The following is a 22,254-nucleotide window of genomic DNA, read 5'->3' on the forward strand; positions in this document are numbered from 1 at the left end:
AACTCGTGGACGGTTTGGCGCGTAGGCTGACGGCGGAAGGGATCGGCGCGTTCTTCTTGTTCGCGTGCGTGATCGGCTCGGGGATCATGGCGGCCAACCTGTCGCGGGGGAATGACGCCATCGCCCTGCTCGGCAACACGCTGGCGACCGGCGCGATCCTGTTCGTGCTGATCACGGTACTCGGCCCAATCTCCGGCGCACACATGAACCCGGCGGTGAGCCTGGTCATGGCCGCGCGCGGCGAACTGACCTGGCGCGACGCGGCGGCCTACATCGTCGTGCAGCTCGCCTGCGGCATTCTCGGCGCATGGGCTGCGCACCTGATGTTCGACCTGCCCATTTTGCAACTCTCGGTGAAGGCGCGCCACGGCATCGGCCAGATGGTCGGCGAAAGCATCGCCACCTTCGGCCTGATCCTGACCATTCTCGGCATGGTGCGCCACCGCCCGCAATGGATCGCTCCGGCGGTCGCGCTGTATATCACCGCCGCCTACTGGTTCACTTCGTCGACCAGCTTCGCCAACCCGGCGATCACCGTGGCGCGGAGTCTGTCGAACACCTTCGCGGGCATCGCGGCGGCGGATGTCCCGGCGTTCGTGGCGGCGCAGCTCATGGGCGCGACGCTGGCGGCGATCTTTGGACGTTATCTGTTCGGGACGAGTTCCGAGAAGCGCTAATTGTGCTCATCAGACGGCGGTGCGTTCCTCCGCCCGGCTTGCGGGCGGGGTGCCCACCGCTTCGTCGTAGCGCCTTCGGATCGCGCGGATCAGGCGACAGCGCCTGGTTTGGTCAGCCCAGCGCGGCATTGGGGACAGTTCTACCCCGGGTTCCCCGCCATCCCCGGTACGCCCGCGATTTCCACCCAATCCTGCTTGCTGGCGGTCCAGAACTGCATCTGCGGCTTGAAGCCGGTGGTGTCGTCGAGCGAGCCGGCCTTGATGAAGATCATGCTCGGCTGGGCGGGGACACGGGTGAAGACCGGAGAGCCGCAGGTCGGGCAGAACTGGCGGTGGACTTCGTTGCCGGTCTCGGAGTGATCGACGTAAGTCCGTACCTCGCCCGCCACGCTCACCGCGTCGAGCGGCAGCGCGATCAGCATCGACCAGCCGCTGCCGGCCTGGCGCTGGCAGTTCTTGCAGTGGCACACCGCCTGCATCAGCGGCTCCCCGGTGAAGGAGTAGCGCACCGCGCCGCACAGGCAGCCGCCGGTGGTCGTGCCGGCGGGATGCGCCGTTTCGGCTGTCATGTCGCGCGCGGCGCCGGGGCGCCGCGAAGCAGCCCTTCGGTACTCAAATCCTCATCGACCTCGGGCCAGTGGATACCATAGCCGCCGCCGCACGATTCCCAATGGGCACGCTGCGCGGGGGTCGCCGCCAGCAGGCGCGGATACCAAGCGAGCGGCACTGAGATCGTTCGACCGTCCATCAGATCAACGGTGAGCAGGTCATCGGTGCAGCGCACATCGGCGACGCGTTCGTCTGCGACCTTAGCCAAAATATTCATGCCATGCCTCCAGGCACGTAGTGCTGTGCTCTTCGACAAGGCGGAGTATGGCATTGATCTCGTGCGGACGAAACCCGATGTTGCGGGCGTGCGCCACTGGATCGAGCCAGACCTTTAGCGAGCATGAACCCCGGTCGACGTGAATATGCGCGGGCTCGTTGGGCTCATGGCTGTAGAAGTGGAATCGATACGGCCCGAGGCGCAGGACAGTGGGCAATTGTCCGATCCTATTCCGCGGGCAAATAGATTTCCCCGCCCTTCTCCTTAAACACCTCGCTCATCGCTTCCATCCCGGCTTGGGCATCGACGGTGCCGCCTTCCGCCGCGATGAAACTGTCCACCCCCGCGTTCTGCTTCGCCGCGAAATCGCGCACCTCTTGCGTGATCTTCATGCTGCAGAACTTGGGCCCGCACATGCTGCAGAAGTGCGCGGTCTTCGCGCCTTCCGCGGGGAGCGTCTGGTCGTGGTATTGCTCGGCGGTGTCGGGATCGAGCGACAGGTTGAACTGGTCGCGCCAGCGGAATTCGAAGCGCGACCGGCTCAGCGCATCGTCGCGCAGTTTGGCCGCCGGGTGGCCCTTGGCAAGGTCCGCCGCGTGGGCGGCCAGCTTGTAGGTGACCACGCCGACCTTCACGTCGTCGCGATCGGGCAGGCCGAGGTGTTCCTTGGGCGTCACGTAGCAGAGCATCGCGGTGCCGAACCAGCCGATCATCGCCGCGCCGATCCCGCTGGTGATGTGGTCATAGCCCGGAGCGATATCGGTGACGAGCGGCCCGAGCGTGTAGAACGGCGCCTCGCCGCAGACCGCGAGCTGTTTGTCCATGTTCTCCTTGATCTTGTGCATAGGTACGTGGCCGGGGCCTTCGATCATCACCTGGACGTCCTGCGCCCAAGCCTTCTTGGTCAGCTCGCCCAGCGTGTAGAGCTCGGCGAACTGGGCTTCGTCGTTGGCGTCGGCGACGCTGCCCGGGCGCAGGCCGTCGCCCAGGCTGTAGGCGATGTCGTAGGCCTTCATGATCTCGGTGATCTCGTCGAAGCGTTCGTAGAGGAAGCTCTCCTTGTGGTGGCTGAGGCACCATTTGGCCATGATGCTGCCGCCGCGGGAGACGATCCCGGTGACGCGCTTGGCGGTCATCGGGATGTACGGCAGGCGCACGCCGGCGTGGATCGTGAAGTAATCGACCCCCTGTTCGGCCTGTTCGATCAGGGTATCACGGAAAATCTCCCAGGTGAGGTCTTCGGCAACGCCGCCGACCTTCTCGAGCGCCTGGTAGATCGGCACCGTCCCGATCGGCACGGGCGAGTTGCGGATGATCCATTCGCGGGTGTCGTGGATGTTGCGGCCGGTGGAAAGGTCCATCACCGTGTCCGCGCCCCAACGGATCGACCAGACCAGCTTGTCGACTTCCTGCGCGACGTTGCTGGCGACCGCCGAGTTGCCGATGTTGGCGTTGATCTTGACCAGAAAGTTGCGCCCGATCGCCATCGGCTCGCATTCGGGGTGGTTGACGTTGCTGGGAATGATCGCGCGCCCTCGAGCGACTTCGTCGCGGACGAATTCGGGGGTGACTTGGTCGGGAATCGAGGCGCCCCAGTCCTGCCCGTCGCGGACGTGATCCTTCAGCATCTCGCGCCCGAGGTTCTCACGGGTGGCGACATATTCCATCTCGGGCGTGATGATTCCGCGGCGCGCGTAATGCATCTGGCTGAGGTTGGCGCCGGCCTTGGCCCGCAGCGGGCGGCGCAGCGCGGTCGGGAACGGGGGGACGCCCCCGCTGCGATCGGGGCCGAGCTGGCCGTTGTCCTCGGCGCGGACCTCGCGCGGGGCGTATTCCTCGACGTCACCGCGGGCGAGCTGCCAGTCGCGGCGGATCATCGGCAGCCCGGCGGCGATGTCGATGTTGGCGGCAGGGTCGGTGTAGGGGCCGGAAGGGTCGTAGACCCGCAGCGGCGGCTCTCCGCATGACGGCTCGAGATCGATCTCGCGCATGGCGACGCGCAGGGGCCCGACATGGACTTTTCGCGAACCGCGGATCGGTCCGGTGGTCACGCCGATCTCGAGCTTGGAATTGATGTCGGCCATGTGCGCTCCTCGAAAGCGGAACAAGGGCGCGGACCGGCCCTCCCTCCGCCCGTGCTAACGGGTTCAGGTTCGACGGGTCGGAGGTCGCGACACCTCCCTCTCAGCGCACGCGCGCTCCCCGGGGATACGCGACCTTAAGCCCGACCGCCCGCCGCGTCCACAAGCGATGGACTTTAACCGTTCGATTAAATAGGGTCGCCGCAAAGGAGATTGCGCATGGCCACCCTCGCCGACCACCCCAGGGCGATCTCGCCGTTCGACGTCAGCGACAACGCACTCTACGTCGACGACACCTGGCGCGAGCCCTTCGCCCGGCTGCGCGCGGAGATGCCGGTCAGCTGGTGCGCGGAAAGCCCCTATGGCGGATACTGGTCGGTCGTGACCCACGCCGCGGTCAGCGAAGTCGAGCTGCGCGCGAGCGAATTTTCCAGCGCAGCGGCCAATGGCAACATCACGATCCTGACCCCGCCGCCTGAGACCAACCTCGAGAACTTCATCGCGATGGACGCGCCGCGCCACACTGAGCAGCGCAAGGTTGTCGCCCCTGCGTTCAACCCCAGCCAGATGGCCGAGCGCGAGGTCACCGTCCGAGCACGCACCGCCGAACTGTTCGACGCGCTGCCGGTGGGCGAGACTTTCGACTGGGTCAGCCAGGTCTCGGTGCCGCTGACCGTGGGCATGCTCTGCATCCTGTTCGGTTTCCCGTGGGAGGAGCGCCACGACATCAAGCTTTGGTCCGATCTGGCCAGCGACATCCGCCCCGAACCCGATGAACAACGCCGCGCGGTGTTCCTGGGCGAGATGGCGCGGATGCTCGGCCGGTTCGACGCGCTGATGGCCGAACGGCTGGCCCAGCCGCCCAGCGACGACCTGCTCAGCCGGATGGTCCACAGCGAGGCGATGGGCCACCTCACGCCGTTCGAGCGGATCAGCAACCTCGCGCTGCTGATCGTCGGCGGCAACGACACCACGCGCAATTCGATGAGCGGGCTGGTCGAAGCGCTGGGGCGCTATCCCGATCAGCTCGACAAGCTCCACGCCGACCCTTCGCTGATCCCCAACGCCGCGCAGGAGATCATCCGCTGGCAGTCGCCGGTCACCCACATGCGCCGCACCGCGACGGCCGATTGCGAGCTCGCCGGCCAGCGCATCGCCAAGGGTGAGAAGGTGGTGATGTGGTACATCTCCGCCAACCGCGACGAGAGCGTGTTCCCCGATGCCGAGCGGTTCGACGTGGCGCGCGGCAATGCCCGCCGTCACCTCGCGTTCGGCCACGGTGTCCACCGCTGTGTGGGCGCGCGGCTGGCGGAAATCCAGCTCGCGACGCTGATCGGAGAGATCGTCGCGCGCGACTGGCGGATCGTCCCGCAGGGCAGGCCGACGCGGCTGGCCAGCCCGTTCCTGCATGGGTTCACCGAGATGCCGGTGCGGGTGGAAAGGCGCTGAGCCGAGAGCAACTCTTCCAAGGCTCGCACATCACGGCGCAGGGAGCAGGTCCCCCGCCCTAGAACGTAAACGCCAGCCCTGCCCCCACCAGCCACTGGTCGGCATCGCCGCGGATGCTGGTCAGTGGCGTTCGCTTCGCGTCGCCCAGCAGCTTCGTATAGCCGCCGGTGACGAACCCCGCCAATCCGCCGTTGGTCAGGTCGCCGTCGAAATCGACCCCGACGAGCGCGTTTACGCCGACGTTCTTCCATCCGCCCTTCGCCTGGAAAGTGGGCAAAGCGCTGGCGACCGCCCCCGTTGGGCTCACGGTGAAGTAGTAGTCGGCGTAGTCGCGATCCATGTGCTCGGCGCTGATCGCCAAGTTGACTGCGACGCCCTTGCTGACCGGGGTGAAGTAGCTGATCGATGGCCCCCACAGCATCCCCTTGTGCGCCCCCGCCACGTCCCAGCGGGCATCGGCGCTTACGGTCAGGCTATCGTAGCCGGTGACCACATCATACACCGTGACCCCCGCGTTGCCGCCGACTTCGACTGCAGTCTCGAGCTTGCCGAGGCGCTTGACCACCGGATCCTTGATCTTCGACACCCGATCGCGGCGGATGTTGGCGACGGGGCCGAGGCTGAAGCCGACCTTGGCGTCCTTGGCGTCGGGAATGAAGTCCAACGCGATGCCGCCCGGGCGCGGGGTGATCGCCACGCCGAGCAAGCGGCCCTGGATCACCGGTGCGGGGAACAGCACGTAATCGTCCGACCCTTCGTAGCTCGGGCCATAGAACCCGCCGACGCCGACGGTCAGGTAGTCACCATCGAACACGGTGTCGGTCTGCGGCCCGTCGTTCTGGGCATGGACGAGCGTAGGGGTCAGCGCCGCGAACGCGGCGGCGAGTAGGATGGTGCGACGCATGAAAATTCCCTGTGGTTCGCGCATGTAACGCGTGGAACGGGTTTGGGTTGCGTTGCAGCAGCTTTCCCCTGCCGCAGACGCGGGGGGGAATGCTCACCCCGCCTGCCACGCCCTCACCGCATCCAGCGGCCAGACCAGCATCAGGATGTTGAGCGTCAGATTGTCGCGGATCATCAACAACGTGAACAGCTCGAAGCCGATCGCCATCGCCACGCTGGCCCACACCGGCAGCTTGCTGGCGATCCAGAAGCCAAGCGCCATGAAGCCGATGTCGGCCAGGCTGTTGATAACCGCGTCGCCCGAATAGCCGAAGCTGACCGTCACCGCGCGATAGCGGTCGATGATCAGCGGCGAATTCTCAAGCAGTTCCCAGAACGCCTCGAACGCCACCGCGATCGGTAGCGCCCAGGCCGCCGGGCGCCCGCCGAACAGCCTCCACCGCCGCCACAGCAGGTGGGCGAAGAAATAGAACAGCAGCCCGTGAATGACATGGCTGAACGAATACCAGTCGGCGATGTGCTGGCTGTTTTCGGCCGACTGAACCACGCCCCACCACAGCTTGACCGTGCCGCAGGCGCAGATCGGCACCCGGCCCATCGCCAACAGGATCGCCCCCGCCGCCAGCCACATCACGACCGCCCCGATCAGCCCGCGGCGGTCCGGCAGCAACGACGTCACGCCGGCTCCTCATCCGGCGGGGTATCGTCGCCCGGCCCCAGCGCGCGGCGCATATACAGCGTGTCGAGCCATCGCCCGTGCTTGCGCCCGACCGCACGCATCCGCCCGGCTTCGGCGAACCCGCACGCCGCGTGGAGCCGAACCGAGGCTGGCTCCGCCCCCCGATCACGGCGATCATCTGGCGGAAGCCGTAGCGTTCGGCGGCGACGATCAGCAGCGCCAGCAGCGCCCGCCCGATCCCTTCGCCGCGCCGGTCGTGGCGGATATAGACGCTGTTCTCGCAGGCGAAGCGATACGCCGGCCGGTCGCGAAACTGCGCGGCATAGGCAAAGCCGAGCACCTCGCCATCGCTGGCGCGCGCAACCAGCCACGGAGCGCCCGCATCGATCACTTTGCCCATCCGCGCCGCCATCTCCGCCTCGAGCGGCGGTTCGATCTCGAAGCTGGCGGTGCCGTGGCGGACGTGATGGGCGTAAATGTCGGCGCAGGCCGCTGCATCGGCCAAAGTTGCGGGTTCGATCCGGGTATCGCCCATATGTCCCGTCATGGCGCAAACCCGGCGCCGGGCCAAGCCGCCGTTTGCGCGCCAAGCGGGTTGGGCTAAGGGCCCGGGACGATGCGTAACAGCCAAGCCGATATTGCGATCCTGGGCGGCGGCCTGGCGGGAGGGCTGATCGCGCTCGCGCTGGCCGAGCGGCGGCCGGAGGTTGGCGTGGTTCTGATCGAGCAGGACGAGGCGCTGGGCGGCAACCACGTGTGGTCGTTTTTCGGACCGGACGTCGCCAAGACCGACCGCTGGCTGCTCGATCGTCTGGTGGTCAAAGGGTGGAAGGGTTACGACGTGGCCTTCCCCGGGCTCGACCGCACCCTGCCCGCGACCTACTACAGCGTAACCTCGGAGCGCCTGAACCAGCAACTGCGCCAGACCCTGCCCCCGCACGCGATCCTTTCCGGCCAACGCGTGGTCGAGGCCGATGCGCGCGAGGTGCGCTGCGCCGACGGCAGCCGGATCGCGGCGGGCGCGGTGATCGACGCGCGCGGAATGCGGCTGGCGGGCGAACTGACCGGCGGGTGGCAGAAGTTCGTCGGGCGGCTGGTCGAGCTGGAGGCGCCCCATGGGCTCGATCGTCCGGTGGTGATGGATGCCACCGTCGATCAGCTCGATGGCTATCGCTTCGTCTATTGTCTGCCCTTCGCCGAGCGCGAGATCTTCGTCGAGGACACCTATTACAGCGATTCGAGCACGCTCGACCGCGCCGCGGTCGGCCAGCGGATCGAGCGTTACTGCGCGATGCGCGGCTGGACGATCGCGCGCACGATCAGCGAAGAGCACGGGGTGCTGCCGGTGGTTTCCGGCGGCGACTTCGAGGCGTTCTGGCGCGCGACCGGCTCCGGAACCGCCAAGGCCGGAACCCGCGCCGGGCTATTCCACCCGCTGACCAGCTATTCGCTGCCCCACGCGGTGCGCTTCGCCGCCGCGCTCGCGGCGCACCGCGATTTCTCCGCCGAAAACCTCGCCCGGTTCAGCGAAAGCCACGCCCGCGCCGAATGGGCCCGCGCCGATTTTGCGCGCCGCCTCGCCAAAATGCTGTTCGAGGCGGCCATGCCGAGCGAGCGTTACAAAGTGCTCGAACGGTTCTATACGCTCGACAACAAGCTGATCGAGCGATTCTATGGCGCGCGCTCGACGCTTGGCGACAAACTGCGGCTGGTCAGTGGCAAGCCGCCGGTGCCGTTCTTCCGCGGTCTGGGCTCGTTCCTTGGAATGGGCGAACCCAACCGCCTGCGTCACGGAAGCCTGCGAGCGGAGACTGCGTGACCAATCCTCCCGTTAAGTCAGCGTCGAATAAATCAGCATGTGTGATCGGGGCCGGGTTCGGCGGGCTGGCGCTCGCGATCCGGCTGCAATCGGCGGGTATCGCCACCACCCTTGTCGAAGGCCGCGACAAGCCCGGCGGGCGGGGATATTTCTGGGAAAAGGACGGCTTCACCTTTGACGCCGGGCCGACCGTGGTCACCGACCCGGCCTGCCTGGAAGAGCTTTGGGCGCTGTCCGGGCAGAAGCTGGCCGACGACGTCGAGCTGGTCCCGGTGACCCCGTTCTACCGGCTCAACTGGCCCGACGGCACCAACTTCGACTACTCGAACGACGAGGAGAAGCTCCACGCCGAGATCGCCCGCGTCGCGCCGGGCGACAACGCCGGGTACCGCGATTTCCTCGCCTACAGTGCCGGCGTGTTCGAGGAAGGCTACGTCAAGCTCGGCGCGAGGCCGTTCCTCGACTTCGCGAGCATGATCAAGGCCGCGCCCGCGCTGATGAAATACCAGGCGTGGCGCTCGGTCTACGCGATGGTCTCCAGCTTCGTGAAAAGCCCCAAGCTGCGCGAGGCGCTGAGCTTCCACACGCTGCTGGTCGGGGGCAACCCGATGACCACCAGCGCGATCTACGCGCTGATCCACAAGCTGGAGATGGACGGCGGGGTGTGGTGGGCCAAGGGCGGTACCAACCGGCTGGTCGCCGGCATGGTGACGCTATTCGAGCGGCTCGGCGGAACGGTGCGGATGGGCGATCCGGTGACGCGGATCGTGACCCAGGGCGCGCGGGCTAGCGGGGTCGAGACCAAGAGCGGCTGGCGCGGCGATTTCGATGCGGTGGCGACCAACGCCGATCTGATGCACAGCTATCGCGACCTGCTCGGCGACAGTCCGCGCGGCGCAAGACAGGCGCGCGCGCTGGCGAAGAAGAAGTTCTCGCCCAGCCTGTTCGTGGTCCATTTCGGGGTACGGGGCACCTGGCCGGGCATCCCCCACCACATGATCCTGTTCGGCCCGCGCTATAACGGGCTGCTTGCCGACATCTACAAGCACGGCGTGCTGCCCAAGGACTTCTCGATCTACCTCCACCACCCCAGCGTGACCGACCCAGACATGGCCCCCGACGGGATGAGCACGTTCTATGCGCTGGTCCCGGTGGCGCACATGGGCAAGCTGCCGGTCGACTGGGATGCCATCGGCACCGAGCTCGCGGACCGCATCCTCGACGAGGTCGGGCGGCGGCTGATCCCCGACATCCATACGCGGATCGTCACCAAGTTCCACTATGCGCCGAGCGACTTCGCCCACGATCTCAAGGCGCACCTCGGTAGCGCGTTCAGTCTCGAGCCCGTCCTCACCCAAAGCGCCTGGTTCCGCGCCCACAACCGCGATGACGCGATCGGCAACCTCTATTTCGTCGGCGCGGGGACGCATCCCGGCGCGGGCATTCCGGGCGTGGTCGGCAGCGCCAAGGCGACCGCCGGGCTGATGTTGGAGGATCTGGCGTGAACCGCATCGCCGTCTATTGCGGTTCCGCCACCCCCGCCGACCCGCGCTACATCGACCTTGCGGGCCAAGTCGGCCGCACCCTCGCCGCGCGCGGAATCGGCGTGGTCTATGGCGGCGGCCGCCTCGGCCTGATGGGCGCGCTGGCCAAGGGCGCGCTCGATGCCGGCGGCGAGGTGATCGGGGTGATCCCCGAAGCGCTGGTCGGCGGCGAAGTCGCCAACACCGATTGCACCGAACTCCACGTCGTCGCCAACATGCACCAGCGCAAACAGGCATTCACCGACCTGTCCGACGGGTTCCTAACCATTCCCGGCGGGGTCGGCACGATGGACGAGCTGTGGGAGGCGGTAAGCTGGGCACAGCTCGGCTATCACGCCAAGCCGGTCGGACTGCTCAACGCCCTCGGGTTCTACGACCACCTGCTGGCGTTCAACCGCCACATGATCGAGACCGGCTTCGTTCGCCAGGCGCACGCCGGGATCATCATCGCCGGAGACGCGCTGGACCCGCTGCTCGACCTCATGGCCGGACACGAGCCGCACACGCCCATATTCGCGATGAAGGCCAGCGATCTGTGAAGGCGGTCGGGGCGATCGACCATCCGCTCGACCGTACCGACCTCGTCGCGCACGCGCGGGCCTCCATCGCGCGGGGGTCCAAATCGTTCGCCGCCGCCAGCCGCCTGTTCGACCGAACCACGCGCGAGCGGGTGTGGCTGCTCTACTCTTGGTGCCGCGCCTGCGACGATCTTGCCGACGCGCAGGATTTCGGCGGACGCCTGGGCGAGCAGGACGACGCCGACGTGAGGCTGGCGACGATCAAGGACCGCACCGCGCTTGCGTTCGCGGGCAAGCCGACCGGCGATCCCGCGTTCGACGGCTTCGGCGTGGTTGCGCGCGAATGCGGATTGACCCGTGCGATGGCCGCCGACGTGATCGCCGGCTTCGCGCTCGATGCCGCCGACTGGCGCCCGCGCTCCGAACGCGACCTGATGCAATACTGCTATCACGTCGCAGGATCTGTAGGCGTGATGATGGCGGTCGTGATGGGTATAGATCCTGGCGATGACGAGACCCTCGACCGCGCCTGCGACCTCGGCCTGGCGTTCCAGCTCGCCAACATCGCCCGCGATGTCGAGGAGGACGACGCGGCCGACCGCTGCTACCTGCCGCTCGAATGGCTGGTCGAGGCCGACATCCCGCCGGGCGAACAGATGAAACCGCACTATCGCCGGCAATTGACCGCGGTCGTCGCGCGGCTGGTCGATATCGCCCACGCCCATGAATGTTCGGCGCGGGTCGGCGCCGGGCGGCTCAAGCTCCGCCAGCGCTGGGCGGTGCTTTCCGCCGCCGGGATCTATGGCGAGATCGCGACCCAGGTCGAACGCCGCGGCGCGCACGCCTGGGACCACCGCACCGTGATCAGCGATCTGCACAAGGCCGGATGGATCGCCCGCGCCGCGCTGCGCGCCGTGCGCCCGCCGCCCCGGGCCTGCCGCGAAGACGCCGAACTGCGGTTATGGACGCGGCGCGATCTGGCCAGCGCCCCCTAAGAAGGTTAGCTTTCGTATTCGACAGTATTTGCAGGTTTAGGCACAAGAACATGGAGAGGCTTTCGGAAAATCGCAGCCACGGCGGCACGCAGGGCGTCTACCGCCATGCCAGCGTCGAGACCGGCACGCCGATGACCTTTGCAGTGTTTGTTCCGGATCACGATCCGGGCGCCAAGCTGCCGGTCCTGTGGTATCTTTCGGGCCTGACCTGCACCCACGCCAATGTCACCGAAAAGGGCGAATACCGCGCCGCTTGCGCCCAGCATGGGATCATCTTCGTGGCGCCCGACAGCAGCCCGCGCGGTGACGATGTGCCAGACGGCGACGGATATGACTTCGGCAAGGGCGCCGGTTTCTATGTCGATGCCACGCAGGCGCCCTGGGCCGCCAACTTTCGCATGAGAAGCTACGTCGAGCGCGAGTTGCCCGAACTTATCGCCGCGGAATTTCCCGTCGACAGGGCGCGCCAGGGCATCACCGGGCATTCGATGGGCGGCCACGGCGCGCTGACCGTCGCCTTGCGCAATTCGGCCCGCTTCCGCTCGGTCAGCGCGTTTGCGCCGATCGTCAGCCCGCTCAATTGCCCGTGGGGCGAGAAGGCGTTGGGCGGCTATCTCGGACCGGACCGCGCGGCCTGGCGCGAGTACGACGCCTGTGCCTTGATCGACGATGGCGCACGGCTGCCCGATTTGCTGATCGATCAGGGCACCGCCGACAATTTCCTCGACGAGCAGCTCAAGCCGCATCTGCTGCAGCAAGCCTGCGACCGCGCCGGGATCGCGGCGACGATCCGGATGCAGCAGGGCTACGATCACTCGTACTATTTCATCTCGACCTTCATGGCCGACCACGTCGCCTGGCATGCGGACCGGCTGTGACTGCGCCCAAAGAAAAAGGCGCGCGCCTTGCCGAAATCTGCGCCGAGCATGGCGCTTTCGAAGGCCCGTTGCTGCCGATCCTCCATGCGGTCCAGGCCGAGTTCGGCTGCGTCGACGCTGAGGCGGAACGCGGAATCGCCAAGGCGCTCAACCTCAGCCGCGCCGAGGTTCACGGCGTCGTGAGCTTCTACCACGACTTTCGCGCCGAGCCCGACCCGCGGCCAGTGGTGCAGCTATGCCGTGCAGAGGCTTGCCAGGCGCGCGGGGTCGAAGCGCTGGTCGGCGCGGCCGAGGCGGCGGCGGGCGAGCGGGTGCGGCTCGCCACGGTCTATTGCCTCGGCCTGTGCAGCGTCGGTCCTAGCGCGCGGCTGGGCGATACGCTCCATGCCCGGCTCGACGAGGCGGCGCTGATCGCGCTGGTGCGCTCGGCATGACGCCCAAGCTTCCTGGCGTGCGCATCTCCGACGACGCGCTGGCGCTGGCCTGCGGCGCGGACTCGGTCGCAGGGGAGTTCGCCCGGCTGGGCTGTACGGTCGAGCGGGTCTCGAGCTGGGGGATGCACTGGCTCGAGCCGCTGGTCGAGATCGACGGGATCGGGTGGGGGCCGGTCACTGTGGGAGATGTGGCTTCTATCCTAAAGCCATCGCCCCTTCACGGGACAGGGGTGGAGGAGAAGTGCATCGGCTCAATCGCCGCACACCCCTTCATCGAGGGACAGCAGCGTCTGACGTTCGCCCGCGCCGGCAAGACGCGCCCGCTCAGTCTGGGTGACTATGCTGCCACCGGCGGCTGGGTGGGACTCGACCGCGCGCTAGCGCTGCCGCCCGAGCAGGTCTGCGCCGAAGTCACCGCCAGCGGCCTGCGCGGGCGCGGGGGGGCGGGGTTTCCGGCGGGGATCAAGTGGCAGACCGTGCACACCGCCCCTGGCTCGAAGAAGTACATCGTCTGCAACGCCGACGAAGGCGACAGCGGCACATTCGCCGACCGGATGCTGATGGAGGGCGATCCGTTCGCGCTGCTCGAAGGCATGGCGATCGCCGCCCACGCGGTCGGCGCGCGCCAGGGCTACATCTACATCCGCAGCGAATATCCGCACGCCGTTGCTAAATTGCGCGCGGCGATCGATCTGGCCGCCGCCAAACTCGCCCCGTTCGTGTGCGAGGTGCGCATCGGCGCGGGGGCCTATGTCTGCGGCGAGGAAACCTCGCTGCTCAACGGCCTCGAGGGCAAGCGCGGCGAAGTCCGCGCCAAGCCCCCGCTGCCGGCGATCGAAGGCCTGTTCGGCTGCCCGACGGTGGTCAACAACGTGCTGACGCTGGCCGCGGTGCCGCACATTCTGGCCGACGGAGGCAGCGCCGAGTACGGCGCGCTCGGCTTCGCGCGATCCAAGGGTACCATGCCGATCCAGATCGCGGGCAACGTCAAACATGGTGGGCTCTACGAGACCGCGTTTGGGGTGACCCTGCGCGAATTGGTCTACGCTATCGGCGGCGGCACCGCGAGCGGCCGTCCGGTCAAGGCGGTCCAGGTCGGCGGGCCATTGGGCGCCTACCTCCACCCCGACCAGTTCGACATCGCCTTCGACTACGAAGCTTATACCGCTGCCGACGCGCTGATCGGCCATGGCGGGATCGTGGTGTTCGACGACACCGCAGACATGGGCCGGATGGCCAGGTTCGCCATGGAATTCTGCGCCGCGGAGAGCTGCGGCAAGTGCACCCCGTGCCGGATCGGCGCAGTTCGCGGGGTCGAGCTGATCGACCGGATTCGTGGCGGCGGGCGGCCGGTGGATGCAGTCGAGGCGCTTCCGCAAATGCACAATGCTGCGCAGCATGGCCGCGGCAAAGCCGAAGAGATCGCGCTGCTCGAAGACTTGTGCGAGACGATGAAGTTCGGCTCGTTGTGCGCGCTGGGCGGGTTCACGCCCTATCCTGTGCTGAGTGCACTGCGCCAATGGCCAGAGGATTTTGCGGCGTGATCCTCGGCGCGGTCCTCGCCGGGGGTAGATCGATCCGCTTCGGCAGCGACAAGGCACTGGCCGAAGTCGCCGGGCACTCGCTGATCGCTACCGCGGTGGATGCCTTGGCGGGCTGGTGCGGCCACGTGATCGTGGTGGGGCGCGAGACCGCCCCTGCCCCCACCCTGCCCGATTGGCCTGCCGCCGGCATGGGCCCGCTCGGCGGGATCGCGGCGGCGCTTCGTCATGCGCAGGATGCCGGGTACGAGACTGTGCTGACATGCGGGGTAGACTCGCTCGGTCTGCCCGATGACCTTCCCACCATGCTCGCCCCTGCCCCGGCCTATCTTGCCGACCAGCCAGTGATCGGCCTGTGGCCTGCGAGCGCCGCCGCGATCGTATCCGCAATTCTCGAATCTGACGGCCGCCACTCGATGCTTGCGTTCGCCGAGGCGATCGCCGCGCGGCCGGTGAAATCGGACCATAAACCTGCTAACATTAACACCCCGGCCGACTTGGCCGCGGCGGAGACGCGCCATCGGCTATGAACCGCAAGCAGACTTCGGCACGCCGGAAGTCCTGAGCCAGACGCAGGTCACGCTGACCATCGACGGCCGCCCGATCACCGTGCCCGCGGGCACCAGCGTGATGCGCGCCGCGGCGCTGAGCGGCGGGTCGATCCCCAAGCTTTGCGCCAGCGACAACATGGCGGCGTTCGGATCGTGCCGCCTGTGTCTGGTCGAGATCGACGGCGCCAAGGGCACCCCGGCGAGCTGCACAACCCCGGTCGCGGAAGGGATGACGGTTCGCACCCAGACGCCGCGTTTGGACAAGCTGCGCAAGGGGGTGATGGAACTGTACATCTCCGATCACCCGCTCGATTGCCTGACGTGTTCGGCCAACAACGACTGCGAGTTGCAGGACGCCGCCGCGCAAGTGGGCCTGCGCGACGTGCGCTATGGCTACACGGGCGAGAATCACCTCGGCGAAGCGGCCGACACCTCGAACCCCTATTTCGATTTCGACCCCTCCAAGTGCATCGCCTGCTCGCGCTGCGTGCGCGCCTGCGACGAGGTTCAGGGCACCTTCGCGCTGACGATGGACGGGCGCGGCTTCGCCAGCAAGATCAGCGCCGGACAGTCGAGCGACGACTTCATGTCGAGCGAATGCGTGTCCTGCGGCGCCTGCGTCCAGGCATGCCCGACCGCCACGCTCAACGAAAAGGCGGTCGCCGAAATCGGCAAACCCGAACGCAGCGTGGTTACGACTTGCGCCTATTGCGGGGTCGGTTGCACTTTCCGCGCCGAGATGCGGGGCGAGCAGCTCGTGCGGATGGTGCCGTGGAAGGACGGCAAGGCCAACCGCGGGCACAGTTGCGTCAAGGGGCGGTTCGCCTGGGGCTATGCCAACCACGCCGACCGGATCACCCGGCCGATGATCCGCGAGACCATCGACCAGCCCTGGCGCGAAGTCTCGTGGGATGAGGCGATAAGCTTCGCAGCCGACCGGCTTGCGGCGATCAAGGCGCAACACGGCGCGCGGGCGCTGGGCGGGATCACCTCGAGCCGCTGCACCAACGAGGAGACCTTCCTGGTGCAGAAGCTGGTCCGCGCCGGGTTCGGGACGAACAACGTCGATACCTGCGCGCGGGTCTGCCACTCGCCCACCGGCTATGGCCTCAAGACCACCTTCGGGACCAGCGCGGGAACGCAGGACTTCGACAGCGTGATGCACGCCGACGTCATGATGGTGATCGGCGCCAACCCGACCGACGCGCACCCGGTGTTCGCGTCGCGGATGAAGCGGCGTCTGCGCCAGGGCGCCAAGCTGATCGTGATTGACCCGCGGCGGATCGACCTGGTCAAGTCGCCGCACGTCGAGGCGGCGTACCACCTCCCGCTCCAGCCCGGCACCAACGTCGCGGTGCTGACCGCGCTGGCGCACACGATCGTCACCGAGGGGCTGGCCGACGAGGCGTTCGTGCGCGCGCGGTGCGACTGGGACGAGTATCAGGACTGGGCGCGGTTCGTTTCCGACGAGCGTCATTCGCCCGAGACGCTCGAGGCCGTCACCCGCGTTCCCGCCGCCGACTTGCGCGCCGCGGCGCGGCTCTTCGCCACCGGCGGCAACGGTGCCATCTACTACGGCCTCGGCGTCACCGAACACTCGCAGGGCTCATCGACCGTCATGGCCATCGCCAACCTCGCGATGGCGACGGGCAACATCGGCCGCCCCGGCGTCGGCGTGAACCCGCTGCGCGGCCAGAACAACGTCCAGGGCGCGTGCGACATGGGCAGTTTCCCGCACGAACTCTCGGGCTATCGCCACATCTCCGACGCCTCGGCGCGAGCGCTTTTCGAGGCCGATTGGGGCGTGACGCTCGATCCCGAGCCCGGCCTGCGCATCCCCAACATGCTCGACGCCGCGCTCGATGGCAGCTTCCGCGCGATCTACATCCAGGGCGAGGACATCCTCCAGTCCGATCCCAACACGCACCATGTCGCAGCCGGGCTCAAGGCGATGGACTGCGTGATAGTCCACGACCTGTTCCTCAACGAAACCGCCAACTACGCGCACGTCTTTCTGCCCGGCAGCACCTTCCTCGAGAAGGACGGCACCTTCACCAACGCTGAGCGCCGCATCCAGCCGGTCCGCAAGGTGATGGAGCCCGCCAACGGCTACGAGGACTGGCAAGTGACCCAGTTGCTCGCCAATGCGATGGGCCTCGGCTGGAGCTATACTCACGCCAGCCAGATCATGGACGAAGTCGCGCGGCTGACCCCCAGTTTCGCGGGCGTGTCGTTCGCCCGGCTCGACGAATGCGGTTCACTGCAGTGGCCGGTCAATGAGGCGTACCCCGACGGCGCGCCGGTGATGCACGTCGACAGCTTCGCCAGCGGAAAAGGCAAGTTCGTCGTCACCGACTATGTGCCGACCGACGAGAAGACCGGGCCGCGCTATCCGCTGCTGCTGACCACCGGGCGCATCCTCAGCCACTACAACGTCGGCGCGCAGACCCGGCGCACGGACAACGTCGTGTGGCATCCCGAAGACCTGCTCGAGATGCACCCGGCAGACGCCGAGAACCGCGGGCTCAAGTCGGGCGACTGGACCAGGCTGACGAGCCGCACGGGGGAAACCACCCTGCGCGTGCTGGTCACGGACAGGGTCGCACCGGGAGTGGTCTACACCACCTTTCATCACCCCGCGACGCAGGCCAACGTCGTCACCACCGAGTTCAGCGACTGGGCGACCAATTGCCCGGAATACAAGGTGACCGCGGTGCAGGTGATGCCCAGCAACGGGCCGAGCGACTGGCAAGAGGAATACGAGGAGCTTTCGGCCAGATCGCGGCGGATCGAGGGTCATATGGAGGCCGCCGAGTAGACATGGACCTCGCTCGCCTCAATCACATGATCGACCAGATCGCACTGAATTTCGCGGCGATTGGCCAGGACAATGCCGTCGCCGCGACCGCCGACCACATCGTCAAGTTCTGGGATCCGCGAATGAAGGCAGCGTTGCTTGCGGGCGGCGCGGATGCGCTCTCGCCGATCGCGCGCGGCGCGGTGGCAACGCTCGCCCAAAGCATGAAACCGCCACCCCAGACCCGCGCGACGGTGTTCAACCAAGCGGGCGAAGGCGGCCATTCCGACGCGGGTTGACACCCATGCCCGCGCAACAATCGACCAAAACCCGATAACGTCCTACCAACAGCGCAGCAGACCACTTATGTCGCGGCGGCTCCTCGCTATGGTGCAAGCCCATGGGACAGGACAATTTTTCGACCGCACAGCGTACCGCAGCGGTGATGGCATTGGCCATTGTCGCCACTCCCGCGCTCGCCCAGCCCGCGGCCGGCGGAGTCCCCGCCCCGGCCCAGCCAGGCGTCCGCACCACCGCCTATGACGCAGCGTTCTTCGCCCAGTTTGCCCCCGCCAACGCCCTCGACATCGTCCGTCGGGTGCCCGGCTTCGCGATCGAGCAGACCAACGGCGATGTCCGCGGGTTCGCCGGTACGGCCGGCAACGTCGTGTTCAACGGCGCGCGCCCCTCGTCCAAGTCGGATTCGCTCGAAACCATTCTCGCCCGCATTCCGGCCAGCCGCGTGCTGCGCGTGGAAATCGGCCCCGGCGACCTGTTCGGATCGGATTACGCCAGCAAAAGCCAGGTGCTCAACGTCATCCTCACTACCGAGGGTGGGATCGACGGCAACGCCACGGTAAAACTCGCCAGGATCATCGGCGGCCACGTCATGCCCAACCTCGACGCCTCGGTGCTGATCCGTCGCGGCGCGTCGAGGCGTCAACCTGTCCGCCGGGAGCGGGCGCAGCGACACACGCGAGGATGGATTCGACCGGCTGACCTTCCTGCCTGGCGGCCAGTTCAAGGAACTGCGCCGCAAGGTGAACACCATCCGCCAGCACGATCCGTTCGTATCGGCGAGCTGGGCGATGGAGCAGGCCGCCGACCGTGCGATCCACCTCAACGCACGCTACGCACCCAGCACGTTCAAGCTCAGCCAGACCAATCGAGTGACCCCCGCGATCGGCCCAGACCGCGACGATCGTCTGTTTCAAGACTTCGACACCCCCAGCTACGAGCTGGGAGGCGACATCTCGCGCCCGCTGGCGGGGGGAACGATCAAGTTCGTCGGTCTCGCCAACCGGCGCGAGCGCGAGAACTCGGAATCGACGCTCGTTCGGATCGCCGGGATGACCGTCGGCGGGTTCGAGCAATTGACAGATTCGCGTTACGACGAAGTGCTGGGACGGCTGAGCTGGTCGCGCGTAAACCTGCTCGGACTATCGTTCGAGCTTGGCGGAGAAGTAGCCTACAATCGTCTGGACAACGCCACTGAGCTGTACTTGCTCGGCGCCGGCGGAGCGCGCAATCGGATCGACTTGCCGATCGACCAGGCCGTGGTCGACGAACTGCGCACCGAGACTTACGTCAATGCCGGGCGCCAGCTATCGCGGGCGATCCGGCTCGACGCCAGCCTCGCCTTCGAGACATCGAAGCTGGCGGTGGGCGGCGACGCCGATGAGAAACGCTCGCTGAAATTTCTCAAGCCCAGCGTCACGCTCGACTGGAAGCCTCGGGGCGGCTGGCATGCGCAACTGGTGGCGCGGCGCAAGGTTGCCCAGCTCAATTTCTACGACTTCATCGACAACGCCGAACTGGGCGCCGACCGGGTCAACGGCGGCAACGCCGATCTCCAGCCGCAGCGCGCTTGGGAGCTACGCGGGACGCTCGAGCATCCGCTGCTGGGCAAGGGATTGGCCAAGCTCGAAGCAGGCTACGACCGCATCGCCAAGTTGCAGGACCGCATCCTAACGCCCGAGGGCCTCGACGCCCCCGGCAACATCGGTACCGGCACCCGACGCTTCGTTTCGCTGACGCTCGATGCGCCTCTCGACTCCATCGGGCTCAAATACTTCCACCTACGCAGCACCGGCACGCTCCAGAACACCCGGGTGCGCGATCCGTTGAGCGGCAAGGTCCGCAACTGGAGCGACTTCTGGCCGGACTGGCAATGGGAAGTCGAGCTGCGCCGCGACGCCGGCAAGTTCGCGTTCGGCACGACCGTGTCCGACCGCGATTCGTTCACCTTCTTCCGCACCGACGAGACCGACAGAAACATCAATTCGAAACCGTTCGTCACCGCGTTCGCCGAATACCGGCCCGATCCGAAGACGACGGTACGGCTCGATCTGGACAACGTCACCCAATCCGCCGGCCAGCGCGAGCGCCTGTTCTTCACACCCAACCGCAGCGCGCCGCTGCCTGACGTCCGCGAATTTCGCGACCGTAACTCGCACGTCGGCGTCGCCTTGTCGCTGCGCCGGGGCTTTTGAATCGGCGGTGCGGCGACGTTGACATCAATCCCCTGCTCGACTGTTGTCGTATGCAGTACGTACGATTGTCGCGGGGACTGGGATGACACGGCCTAACCAGTCCCCGGTGCCGACTTCCCAACGTGTGATGGGCAACGACGATATCGGCGAAATCCGCGACATACTGGGCTTCCACATCCGTCTCGCCCATGGCGCGACCTATCGCCATTTCAGCGAGACATTCGCCGATCTCGATCTCACCCAGAAGCAAGTTTCGACGCTGTGGCTCATCGACGATCGTCCCGGAATCAGCCAGACGGACCTTGCCCAGCGGATGCGGACGGACCGGGCGACGACGATGGCGATCGTTAACCGGCTCGAAGCCAGGAAATTTCTGGCGCGTGGCAAGTCACCGAACGACGGCCGCAAGCAGATGCTCAACCTAACCGATGCCGGGCGCGCGACGCTCAGGGTCGCCAAGGACGCGATGATGGTTCACGAACGCTGGCTCAAGTCGCGGTTCAGCGACAGGGAAGTCGAGACGCTGATCGAATTGCTGACCCGGATTCATGAGTGACGCCGGACGATCGCGGCCGCCGCCTGACACGATGAGTTGAGGTTTTCCGAAGCCGGTGGTTGCCGAACGCACGCTCGACATCCTACATCGGTTGCAACTCGCATACCCGATAGGAGCGCCCGATGGCCGACGAACCCGATCCCGCCAACAACTTTCCCGCCGGCTACGTTCCACCCAAGGTGTGGGTGTGGGACAAGGCTAACGGCGGCGCGTTCGCCAGCATCAACCGACCGGTCTCTGGCGCGACCAAGGAACACGTACTGCCCGTGGGCGAACATCCGCTCCAGCTCTACTCGATGGGCACTCCCAACGGGGTCAAGGTGACAATCCTACTCGAGGAACTGCTCGCTGCCGGGCATTCCGGGGCGGAGTATGACGCCTGGCTGATCCGGATCGGCGAAGGCGAGCAATTCGGCAGCGGGTTTGTCGCGTTGAACCCCAACTCCAAGATACCCACGATGGCCGACCACTCGCTCGACCCGCCGGTGCGGCTGTTCGAAAGCGGATCAATCCTCGTCTACCTCGCCGAGAAGTTCGGGGCGTTCCTCCCCACCGAAACCCGCGCCCGCGCCGAGACGTTCAACTGGCTGATGTGGCAGATGGGCGCCGCGCCCTATCTGGGCGGCGGGTTCGGCCACTTCTACGCCTATGCCCCGATCAAGATCCAATATGCGATCGACCGCTTCGCGATGGAAGTGAAACGCCAGCTTCACGTCCTCGACACCCATCTGGCGACGCACGAGTACATGGTCGGCAGCGAGTACACGATCGCGGATATGGCGATCTGGCCGTGGTACGGCGCGGTGATGAAAGAAGCTTACGGCGGCCAGGAATTTCTGGGCGTCGACGAATACGCCAATGTGCTCCGCTGGGTTGACCAAATCGGCGCGCGCGCGGCGGTCAAGCGCGGGCGGATGGTCAACCGGACGTTTGGAAGGCCCGAGACGCAATTGCGCGAAAGGCACTCAGCGAAGGATTTCGACGTGAACCGAGAGGATTTGGTCGAGGAGCGCGGCGGCGTTAGAGTCTGACACGACGGCTGCAGTGGGGACCAATCCCGGCCCGGAGCGGCGACCCGATTTCGCTCCGGGATGGTAACCCAGTGGCTGCACACGCGAGCCGTCTAGTCGACGGGCTCGGAACGGAACTTGTTCCACAACAGGCCAGCCTGGTCCTCGGGCTTTTGCCCATCGTCCCGCCTCCCCCGCGATTCCGCGGATGGAATTGGCTGTGTGCGCTGCCCCTGGGCCGGGAACTTTGGTTTCCTCGGCACGGGCGGTCTCCTGAACGATCCGTGCGAGCGGAATAGCGGCAAAGTCGTTCGCCCGGTATTGCCGGACCCGGTCAACGCCATCTTGCGCGGCGTGCTTAAGATAGCCTTCATCGCGTTATATCAACGTATTCGCGCTGGGCGCGAAGACCTGATCGACCGCCGCTCGGCTTTAGGCGAACAGGCCTGATTGACATTCCCTGCCGGGTCCATAACCCGGTGCCGGGGTAAGCGCCGCTCGACG

23 protein-coding genes, 1 pseudogene and 1 riboswitch are annotated in these 22,254 nt (G+C 66.7%); of the genes and pseudogenes, 16 read left to right on the top strand and 8 right to left on the bottom strand.

Annotated features, from left to right (window positions below):
* The first annotated feature begins 14 nt into the window (after window positions 1-14).
* Complete coding sequence (locus GKE62_RS02520; protein WP_230206870.1) at window positions 15-677, top strand: MIP/aquaporin family protein; 663 nt, start codon at window positions 15-17, stop codon at window positions 675-677.
* 140 nt (window positions 678-817) lie between these two features.
* On the opposite strand, the gene GKE62_RS02525 is transcribed toward GKE62_RS02520, so the two are convergent.
* The 4 genes from GKE62_RS02525 to thiC are packed head-to-tail and all read right to left on the bottom strand — an operon-like array spanning window position 818 to window position 3,587.
* Window positions 818-1,246: a GFA family protein gene (locus GKE62_RS02525; protein ID WP_154690871.1), complete on the bottom strand. Its 429-nt coding sequence runs from the start codon at window positions 1,244-1,246 to the stop codon at window positions 818-820.
* On the bottom strand, window positions 1,243-1,503 hold the full coding sequence (locus tag GKE62_RS02530) for a DUF2442 domain-containing protein (protein WP_154690872.1): 261 nt from the start codon (window positions 1,501-1,503) through the stop codon (window positions 1,243-1,245). The genes GKE62_RS02525 and GKE62_RS02530 overlap by 4 nt, the downstream gene beginning before the upstream one ends.
* Window positions 1,487-1,720 carry a DUF4160 domain-containing protein gene (locus tag GKE62_RS02535; protein ID WP_154690873.1) on the bottom strand — a complete coding sequence of 78 codons (234 nt, stop codon included), beginning with the start codon at window positions 1,718-1,720 and terminating at the stop codon, window positions 1,487-1,489. The genes GKE62_RS02530 and GKE62_RS02535 overlap by 17 nt, the downstream gene beginning before the upstream one ends.
* A 10-nt stretch (window positions 1,721-1,730) precedes the next feature.
* The gene (gene thiC / locus GKE62_RS02540) at window positions 1,731-3,587 is read right to left on the bottom strand and encodes a phosphomethylpyrimidine synthase ThiC (protein ID WP_154690874.1); all 1,857 of its coding nucleotides are present in this window, start codon (window positions 3,585-3,587) and stop codon (window positions 1,731-1,733) included.
* A gap of 23 nt (window positions 3,588-3,610) precedes the next feature.
* Window positions 3,611-3,718: riboswitch (TPP riboswitch) on the bottom strand.
* A gap of 85 nt (window positions 3,719-3,803) precedes the next feature.
* Here thiC and GKE62_RS02545 point away from each other — a divergent pair.
* Window positions 3,804-5,033: a cytochrome P450 gene (locus GKE62_RS02545; RefSeq protein WP_154690875.1), complete on the top strand. Its 1,230-nt coding sequence runs from the start codon at window positions 3,804-3,806 to the stop codon at window positions 5,031-5,033.
* Window positions 5,034-5,091: 58 nt separating this feature from the next.
* On the opposite strand, the gene GKE62_RS02550 is transcribed toward GKE62_RS02545, so the two are convergent.
* From GKE62_RS02550 to GKE62_RS19600, 3 genes and pseudogenes are all read right to left on the bottom strand, one after another.
* Entirely contained in the window at window positions 5,092-5,937 is an 846-nt protein-coding gene (locus GKE62_RS02550) for a MipA/OmpV family protein (protein WP_230206871.1), read from the bottom strand.
* A 93-nt stretch (window positions 5,938-6,030) separates the two neighbouring features.
* Complete coding sequence (locus GKE62_RS02555; protein WP_154693519.1) at window positions 6,031-6,567, bottom strand: DUF2585 domain-containing protein; 537 nt, start codon at window positions 6,565-6,567, stop codon at window positions 6,031-6,033.
* Between the two features lie 283 nt (window positions 6,568-6,850).
* Window positions 6,851-7,162 (bottom strand): annotated as a pseudogene (locus tag GKE62_RS19600) (N-acetyltransferase family protein); the annotation flags it as partial.
* 69 nt (window positions 7,163-7,231) lie between these two features.
* On the opposite strand from GKE62_RS19600, the gene crtY reads away from it, so the two are divergent.
* Genes crtY through GKE62_RS02610 form a run of 10 tightly spaced genes read left to right on the top strand, consistent with a single transcriptional unit; the run spans window position 7,232 to window position 17,991 of the window.
* Window positions 7,232-8,434 (top strand): lycopene beta-cyclase CrtY, encoded by a 1,203-nt coding sequence (crtY, locus tag GKE62_RS02565; protein WP_154690876.1) that lies wholly within the window; start codon window positions 7,232-7,234, stop codon window positions 8,432-8,434.
* The gene (locus GKE62_RS02570) at window positions 8,431-9,939 is read left to right on the top strand and encodes a phytoene desaturase (protein ID WP_154690877.1); all 1,509 of its coding nucleotides are present in this window, start codon (window positions 8,431-8,433) and stop codon (window positions 9,937-9,939) included. The genes crtY and GKE62_RS02570 overlap by 4 nt, the downstream gene beginning before the upstream one ends.
* A complete protein-coding gene (locus GKE62_RS02575) occupies window positions 9,936-10,517 on the top strand; it encodes a TIGR00730 family Rossman fold protein (RefSeq protein WP_154690878.1) in 582 nt (193 codons plus the stop codon). The genes GKE62_RS02570 and GKE62_RS02575 overlap by 4 nt, the downstream gene beginning before the upstream one ends.
* Entirely contained in the window at window positions 10,514-11,491 is a 978-nt protein-coding gene (locus tag GKE62_RS02580; RefSeq protein WP_230206872.1) for a phytoene/squalene synthase family protein, read from the top strand. Before GKE62_RS02575 ends, GKE62_RS02580 begins: the two co-directional genes overlap by 4 nt.
* A 50-nt stretch (window positions 11,492-11,541) precedes the next feature.
* The gene (fghA, locus tag GKE62_RS02585; RefSeq protein WP_154690879.1) at window positions 11,542-12,369 is read left to right on the top strand and encodes an S-formylglutathione hydrolase; all 828 of its coding nucleotides are present in this window, start codon (window positions 11,542-11,544) and stop codon (window positions 12,367-12,369) included.
* Window positions 12,366-12,803: an NAD(P)H-dependent oxidoreductase subunit E gene (locus tag GKE62_RS02590; RefSeq protein ID WP_154690880.1), complete on the top strand. Its 438-nt coding sequence runs from the start codon at window positions 12,366-12,368 to the stop codon at window positions 12,801-12,803. Before fghA ends, GKE62_RS02590 begins: the two co-directional genes overlap by 4 nt.
* Entirely contained in the window at window positions 12,800-14,347 is a 1,548-nt protein-coding gene (locus GKE62_RS02595; RefSeq protein ID WP_154690881.1) for an NADH-ubiquinone oxidoreductase-F iron-sulfur binding region domain-containing protein, read from the top strand. Before GKE62_RS02590 ends, GKE62_RS02595 begins: the two co-directional genes overlap by 4 nt.
* Window positions 14,344-14,874, top strand: coding sequence for a molybdenum cofactor guanylyltransferase (locus GKE62_RS02600; protein WP_154690882.1), 531 nt, complete (start codon window positions 14,344-14,346; stop codon window positions 14,872-14,874). The genes GKE62_RS02595 and GKE62_RS02600 overlap by 4 nt, the downstream gene beginning before the upstream one ends.
* The gene (fdhF, locus tag GKE62_RS02605; RefSeq protein ID WP_154690883.1) at window positions 14,864-17,713 is read left to right on the top strand and encodes a formate dehydrogenase subunit alpha; all 2,850 of its coding nucleotides are present in this window, start codon (window positions 14,864-14,866) and stop codon (window positions 17,711-17,713) included. Before GKE62_RS02600 ends, fdhF begins: the two co-directional genes overlap by 11 nt.
* Before the next feature lie 2 nt (window positions 17,714-17,715).
* Window positions 17,716-17,991, top strand: a complete 276-nt coding sequence (locus tag GKE62_RS02610) for a formate dehydrogenase subunit delta (RefSeq protein WP_230206873.1) — start codon at window positions 17,716-17,718, stop codon at window positions 17,989-17,991.
* Window positions 17,992-18,077: 86 nt separating this feature from the next.
* Here GKE62_RS02610 and GKE62_RS02615 read toward each other — a convergent pair whose 3' ends face one another.
* Complete coding sequence (locus GKE62_RS02615) at window positions 18,078-18,743, bottom strand: hypothetical protein (protein ID WP_230206874.1); 666 nt, start codon at window positions 18,741-18,743, stop codon at window positions 18,078-18,080.
* On the opposite strand from GKE62_RS02615, the gene GKE62_RS02620 reads away from it, so the two are divergent.
* The 4 genes from GKE62_RS02620 to GKE62_RS02635 all read left to right on the top strand — a co-directional run bounded on the left by GKE62_RS02620 (window position 18,733) and on the right by GKE62_RS02635 (window position 22,200).
* Window positions 18,733-20,184, top strand: a complete 1,452-nt coding sequence (locus GKE62_RS02620) for a TonB-dependent receptor (protein WP_154690885.1) — start codon at window positions 18,733-18,735, stop codon at window positions 20,182-20,184. The genes GKE62_RS02615 and GKE62_RS02620 overlap by 11 nt on opposite strands.
* A gap of 82 nt (window positions 20,185-20,266) precedes the next feature.
* Window positions 20,267-20,740: a MarR family winged helix-turn-helix transcriptional regulator gene (locus tag GKE62_RS02625; protein ID WP_154690886.1), complete on the top strand. Its 474-nt coding sequence runs from the start codon at window positions 20,267-20,269 to the stop codon at window positions 20,738-20,740.
* 122 nt (window positions 20,741-20,862) lie between these two features.
* Window positions 20,863-21,771 (top strand): glutathione-dependent disulfide-bond oxidoreductase, encoded by a 909-nt coding sequence (gene yghU / locus GKE62_RS02630; protein WP_154690887.1) that lies wholly within the window; start codon window positions 20,863-20,865, stop codon window positions 21,769-21,771.
* Between the two features lie 201 nt (window positions 21,772-21,972).
* Window positions 21,973-22,200: a hypothetical protein gene (locus GKE62_RS02635; RefSeq protein ID WP_154690888.1), complete on the top strand. Its 228-nt coding sequence runs from the start codon at window positions 21,973-21,975 to the stop codon at window positions 22,198-22,200.
* Window positions 22,201-22,254: the final 54 nt, after the last annotated feature.

This window comes from Novosphingobium sp. Gsoil 351, assembly GCF_009707465.1.
Taxonomy (GTDB): domain Bacteria; phylum Pseudomonadota; class Alphaproteobacteria; order Sphingomonadales; family Sphingomonadaceae; genus Novosphingobium.